The 6655-nt window shown below is 30.2% G+C and carries 4 protein-coding genes and 1 pseudogene; all 5 read left to right on the forward strand.

Annotated elements, in window-relative coordinates; translation table 11 throughout:
- Positions 1-276, forward strand: a pseudogene (locus tag CXF67_RS18610) (group II intron reverse transcriptase/maturase); the annotation flags it as partial.
- Between the two features lie 3 nt (positions 277-279).
- Positions 280-504: a reverse transcriptase domain-containing protein gene (locus CXF67_RS18615; protein WP_374702237.1), complete on the forward strand. Its 225-nt coding sequence runs from the start codon at positions 280-282 to the stop codon at positions 502-504.
- Positions 489-761 carry an integrase core domain-containing protein gene (locus tag CXF67_RS03505; RefSeq protein ID WP_102087487.1) on the forward strand — a complete coding sequence of 91 codons (273 nt, stop codon included), beginning with the start codon at positions 489-491 and terminating at the stop codon, positions 759-761. Before CXF67_RS18615 ends, CXF67_RS03505 begins: the two co-directional genes overlap by 16 nt.
- 125 nt (positions 762-886) lie before the next feature.
- The gene (locus CXF67_RS03510) at positions 887-1231 is read left to right on the forward strand and encodes a hypothetical protein (RefSeq protein ID WP_102087488.1); all 345 of its coding nucleotides are present in this window, start codon (positions 887-889) and stop codon (positions 1229-1231) included.
- A 46-nt stretch (positions 1232-1277) separates the two neighbouring features.
- A partial coding sequence (locus tag CXF67_RS03515; protein ID WP_102087489.1) for a sacsin N-terminal ATP-binding-like domain-containing protein occupies positions 1278-6655 on the forward strand: 5378 nt, incomplete at its 3' end.

The following is a 6655-nucleotide window of genomic DNA, read 5'->3' on the forward strand; positions in this document are numbered from 1 at the left end:
AGGAATGCAGTATTTATGATTAAACAATTAATATCAAAAGAGAATCTAAACGCATCCTATTTGCAGGTGTACCGCAACAAGGGAGCAGGTGGAGTAGATGTCAAAAGTGTGCAAACACTTAAATCTACACGACAAGCAAACGGAAGGCAATACACTGAGCAAATAAAAAGTGGAGTTTATCAGCCATCTCCAATACTAGGCGTTGAAATACCTAAAAGCAATCGTAAAACGAGGTTACTCGGGATACCAACGGCTACAGATAGGGTGTTTCAGTAAGCATTGCATCAAGTATTGCAGCCTATATTTGAGGTAAACTTCCAACAGCACAGCTACGGATTCCGCCCATTGCGCAATGCAGGGCAAGCCATTGCACAAAGCTTGAAGCTTATCAATTCAGCTTACCGGCATATTGTAGATATTGACTTGAAGTCTTTCTTTGATGAAGTAGAACATTATGTCTTGTTAGAGTTGATTTACAGAAAAGTAAAATGTCTCGTGTTTTAAGGGAAAATATAAAGATAAAACAAAGCATGAGTAGAAAGGGCAATTGCTGGGATAATGCAAGCGCTGAGAGCCTTTTTAAAACAATTAAATATGAATGTACTAATAGATATAAATTTACCTCAAATCAACAGCTATTTGATTGTTTAAAGGATTATATCAGTTGGTATAACACAAAAAGAATACATTCTACTTTAGGTTATAAAACACCTCTAGAGATGCAGTTAGAATTAGAAAAGTTATTTAACAAAGCGGCTTAAAAAAAATAGTCACGTATTTTGTAGGTATTCCAAGTAGAGAAGTTTTAGGTTTAGTCTCTATTAATAATTTAAACTGCTTAGCTGTATATAATTTTATTTATCAGGTTACGGGATCTTTAGAGCAGTTGGTTTCAAATTATTTAAAGACTGAATTAAAGGAAGATGAAGTTATTTATTGGTTAGAAGAAACCTCAGACAAGCATGCTAAGAAAGTTGTTGAGAGCTTTAAAGAACTTAAAGATAAAAATCAAAAAAATTCGATATTTGAACATATGTTTTTTCCTGCTTTAGGTACACTTCTTGAAAAAGTATGTAATAAAATTAGTAATTCTAACCCAAAATTACTAGACTACAGAAAAAAATTCTGTGCAGGTGAATTGTATTGGGAAATCAGAAATACGGTATCACATCCTGTTAAGCCACTTTTTAAAAATGAAAAGTCTGTAGAAAAAGTAAATGTTTTAATTTAGGATTATTTTGAAATAAGAGAATTGCTTATTAATTAAATTTTTAGGAATGAAAAACTACACTGATCAACTTAAAAGATTTTGGAAAACAGAATCATTATCATTTATAGCTGTTTTTAAAAAGTTCAAAGACAAAGAAGGTTTTTTTAATGACCTCATTAACCCTGTAAGTCTTAAAAAACTGTATTACCCAGAATTTGAAAACATTAAAATACCTCAAAAGAAAGTTTCCTTTTATGTGCCAAATGCTGCAAAATATATTGATGGACATTACTACAAAATTGATTTAGCATACTCCGATAGTGCTAAAAGAAAAAACAACCCGTATTCTTTACAAGTTTCATCAGATGGTCATCTAAACCAACAAGATGTAGAAAAACATATATCAGGGACTCTTAGTAATGAGCTATTAAAAAAGGTATTTCAAATAAAAAGTTTTATTGATAAGGATATAGCTGAAGAACACATAAAACAACGTTTCGAGAGAAGAACAAAAGACCCAGATGGTAACAAAATAATTGCTAACCTAATGCTTGAAATAGGTGCAGGAATGTATTCTTCTAAGCAGAGGATGATTTTTGAGTTACTTCAAAACGCGGATGATGCTCCCGGTAAAAAAAAGGTAGAATTTCATATTGATATTAATGGGGATTATTTCTTTGTAATGCACGATGGAGTATCTTTTAGTAAAGAAGACATCAATGCTATAACTAGTGCGGCACAGAGTACAAAGAAAAAAGATAAGAAAAAAACAGGCTATAAAGGAATTGGTTTTAAATCCGTTTTCACCAACAGCACAGAAGTATGGTTAAAATCAGGTGGTTATCAGTTTGCTTTTCTTCGTAACAGCTCGCTCTTTAAAAATTTTGATGATTTCTATTTCAGTAGTGATAGGTATAAAAAGTACCCCGAGTTTATTGATGAAGATAAATTACTTTATGCCGAACAGAGAGACCAATTCAACAGTTCCACTGACATTCCTTGGCAAATTATTCCAATTTGGGAAGACAAATTACCAAGTGAATTTAATGATAGTAATTTTAGTGACTTTGATAATCCTGTTCAGTTCGCTTTAAAAGTTGGAACAAACCATATTTATTCAGAAGATGGTTACCTAAATGCAATTGATAATATTGTCAAGAGACCTCAATTCTTATTGTTCTTACGAAACACTTCAAAGTTTAGGTCTCCAAAAAATAGGGTAACAGTAACCAGAAGTGATAATGAAAATTTAATCGAAATTGAAAAAACAATTGTTGAATATGTTGGGAACAAAAGTGTGTATCATCAAGATAAGTTTAACTACGTAAAAATATCATATCCGGATATTGAAGTTTCCAACGAAAGTTTTTTATTCCATAATATAGATTTAAAGAAATCAATCAAAGTAATTAACCAAAGAGAGGTTTATGAATTTGTAGATTTAAATGATGATTTAATTGAAACCATCCCACCCAAATTAGCAACTGTTAATGAAACTGAAATTTCCTTTGGTATAAAAATTATTGATAATAAAATTACTGCTGAGGATGGCTATTTAAATAGTTTATATGAGTATTCTAGCTTATTTACATACTTGCCAATGGAGGATAAAAGATTCAAGCTGCCTTTTTTAGTAAATGCTGATTTTATTCCAGATTCCAGAAGAGAATCGTTACAGGGTGACAATCCTTGGAATAAATATATTATGATTAGGATAGCAGAGAAACACATAGAAACAATAGCACACTATACTTCTGAGTTTATCAAAGACAATACAATTTATAATTCATATTTATCATTACTACTAAGGAAACTATTACCTGAGGACGATACCGCTCAACAAATCATTGATAGTTACAACGCCACATACTTAGAGCAACTTGAAAATATAGAGATTATTGTTAATGATAGTAATCGCACTCAATTGTTATCAAATACCATATTGGATGATTCAGGATTGATTGAGTTATTTGGTAACAAAATTTTCTATGATATTATAGGAACAGAAAAAAAACTACCACATTTTAATCTTGAGACCAAATACTTAAAAGAATATGATTATTTAAATGTTGAGGTTGTCAATATAGAATTATTAGCTTCTCAAATTAGCCCAGAAATTTGTGAGAGATTAGGAAGAATAATAGCTCAAAACTCTTTGTATGAAAAGCCAAAGTTATTAAAATGGTTAAATAAGTTGGTAAAATATATTCCAGATTTTTTTGGGAAGATTCCTTTCATTCTACATAATAATTCGCCGTTTTCTATAGAGCTATTAATTGAGGAGGAAGATGCTTGGTTAATAAATGAGCATACTTCGCAATATGCTAAACTTTTAGAGGAATTGGGGTATCACATTATTCAGCTAAATCTTGACAAGTATTCGAACATCAAAGAATACCTGCATAGTTTCAGTGGTTATATAAATGATAAAACGCTTGCCTACGATAGAGTAGCTTCAAATTCCAATATTCATAAGTTGCCTGTTACATCAAAACTAAAGCTGCTTGACTTCTTTCAGAACAGTGATTTTATGCGTGGCATTGGTGTAGATAAATACTTTGGCAAGTTAAAATTGTTTATAGATGAAAATGATAATCCTCGTCCTCTGCGTCAATTACTAAGTCGTAAAGAAGATTTAGAGGTAAATAGTATCGATAAATTTAGAATAAAAGAAGTTGAGTACAATAGTATTCCAGATGCTTTAAGGAAGGAATTAATAGCTAAAGACCAAATATTCATATCATTTATTCTGGATGAGGATTTGTTTAACGAATGGTCTGCACAGTTTGATTCAGAAGGCATCAATGTTTATGTTAATGGCTTAAAAATAATCTACAGTTGGGTGGAAAAGCCAGAGGATATTCATCCTAATAAATGGCCATCAATTCCTTGGCTTTATATAAACGATGAAATAAGGTTTGTAGCCACTGATAAAGTTTATTGGTCTAATGCTTTTAATGAGCTTTCCAATGATAAATATGAAGTAATTAAGTCTGTATTCCATAGTCCAAGGATAAAAACACTTCCAGTTCAAGAATGTGGTGAATTAATCAAAGCGTTCCCAATAAAAACTGATGACAGCTCAGAAATAGATTGGTCAAAAGTTGATGAGCTAGAAATGCAAACAGCAAACATACTGTTAGATTGGATGGAAGATGATGTTGGGTTTGGAAACTTATTTAAAAACTATACGCTAGTTGCAAATACAAATAATACTTATGAGATTGTGGAAATTGAGGATGTAAAGATTTTTGACGGTTCAGATAAAGCCTTAAAAACCTATATTCAATCAAATACTGAACTTTCTGTATTATTTAATGAACTGGATAGTAATTTATGTAGTGAAAATCGATATAAAATTGCATTACTTCAGGGAGAGCAATTAGTAAAAGCTATAATTAATTCTGGGAAGTATGATCAGGAATTAGCCATACACCTTCCTAATAATATTTCATTTGAACTGTTAAATAGTTTCATTACTAATTTACCTAATCTTTCACTTGAAACAGATAAAGAATATGACAGCAACTCTCCAGAGCATATAATAGTTTATAAACTACTAAGGACTATTGATGAAACGGATCAAGTACCCAGTGAAATTTATAACCTTGTTAAGGAGTTAAAAAATAAAACACATATTAATGATCAGATATTAGCAGATTTTGACACAAGTAATGCTATTTCTTTTGGTAGAGGTAAAATTGTAAAAGGGTTAAATCTATCAGAAGTATTAACTGAGTATGAAGGAGAGTCTGATAAACTAGAAGAAATATTAAAATCTTTTGTATCAATAAAAAATACAACAAATCTTAGAAAATTCATATTTAAAACGCGAATATTAGAACCGCAGGAAATTCATTATAAAATAGAAAATGAAAAAGGAGTATTTTATTCTGAAGCGCAAGTGGTTTTTCAGTTATTTGATAAATCGTATGGCAATAATAGAAACTGGACAAAACAACATTTTCATGATTACTACAGAGGTAATGGTAGTAAAACGCAACTTCAAAACTCGTATAAGGAGTTTTTAGACATTTTATTCAAGTTAGATTTTACTGAATTGTCAGACTTCAAATTTCACGATTTAACTTTAAGCAATTGCGTTGACAAAAAATTTGCTATCGAACCTGAATTTATTCCTGATTGGCTTGAAGAATGGGTGAATAAAGAAAGAGTCAAACGTGCTGAATTTATTACTAGGCTAGGTTACAATTCAGAAAATAGTGCTGTAGTAAAATTGAGAGAGGCTATTATATCAGAAAATTACGATGATGTTTTAGTGACTAGTCTTTACGAAGAAACAATAGGAAACAATCAACTAGTTTGGAATACAATTAAATGGCTTTCAAAGTATAGTGATTCAATTATCACCAAAAACATTAATTTAATAAGTGAAATAAACAACAGTATTAAAGTAGATATTGGTTTTTACGGCGCCACTTTAATTCCTATTATTAGAGATATAAAAGAGAATAACTCAAGAGTATATAGTTTAATAAGGCTTTCAACAAATTCTAAATTAAATTTACTTCATAAAGATAATGTTTATTCTCACCAAATTTTTACTGAAACAAAAAAACAAAATTTACATTATTCATTTATTGATAATAGCATAGGAAATCAAATCAGGTACTACAATTTCGAAGAAGTTAAGGTTAATAAAGTTTTAGATTTGAATGAACTAAAAAGCAATTCGAGTAAATGGGAAGAGCCATTTTATAAACAATGGGAACATAGAAGTGATTACCCTATTTACATTTATGAAGGTGACAACATTCCTTACCTAAGATCTTTTAAAAACATTACCATTGATACATTTACTCACGATTTAAAAGTTGCTGATGGTGGTAATTTTTATGTTTCCCGATCGTTTAAGAGTGATCCTTTAGAACACCTTCCTGATTCTTTTCCTGAAGACATTTTGAATGACCTTAAAGAATGGGAGCGAAAAACTCTAAAGGATTCAAGTTTATTAGATAGAGAAAATGAACCATTCAAAGATATTTCTGAAGAAGATAATACTTTTATTAAGAATATAATTAAAGGTGAATTTGAATTAAGTGAAAAATTAGACGCTAATATAACAGCGAAAATCAAAACCTTAATTTTAATAAAAAATGACTATGACAAATCCGAAATCAAAGATAAGGATTGGCATATTGAGGCAGGTGATGATGAGATAATTGTTCGCTCAGCACAGAATGGATTATTGTATTTAAATTTATACCATTGGAATAGGTTAAAGCAAAATCATGTTAAGCTTTCAATATATACAAACAATCAAGCTCATATTTTTAGTTCTCAAAAAGAATTACTTGAATTTACAAAACCACAAAATAAGTATGGAATTTTGAGAATGCCTGAAAATTATAATTTGGAGCATTATGATATTCAAGAAAATATTGAAAAAAATGCAAAATGGCATTACATTTTTATAGTGAATGA

Source organism: Psychroflexus sp. MES1-P1E (genome assembly GCF_002836055.1).
Lineage (GTDB): Bacteria > Bacteroidota > Bacteroidia > Flavobacteriales > Flavobacteriaceae > Psychroflexus.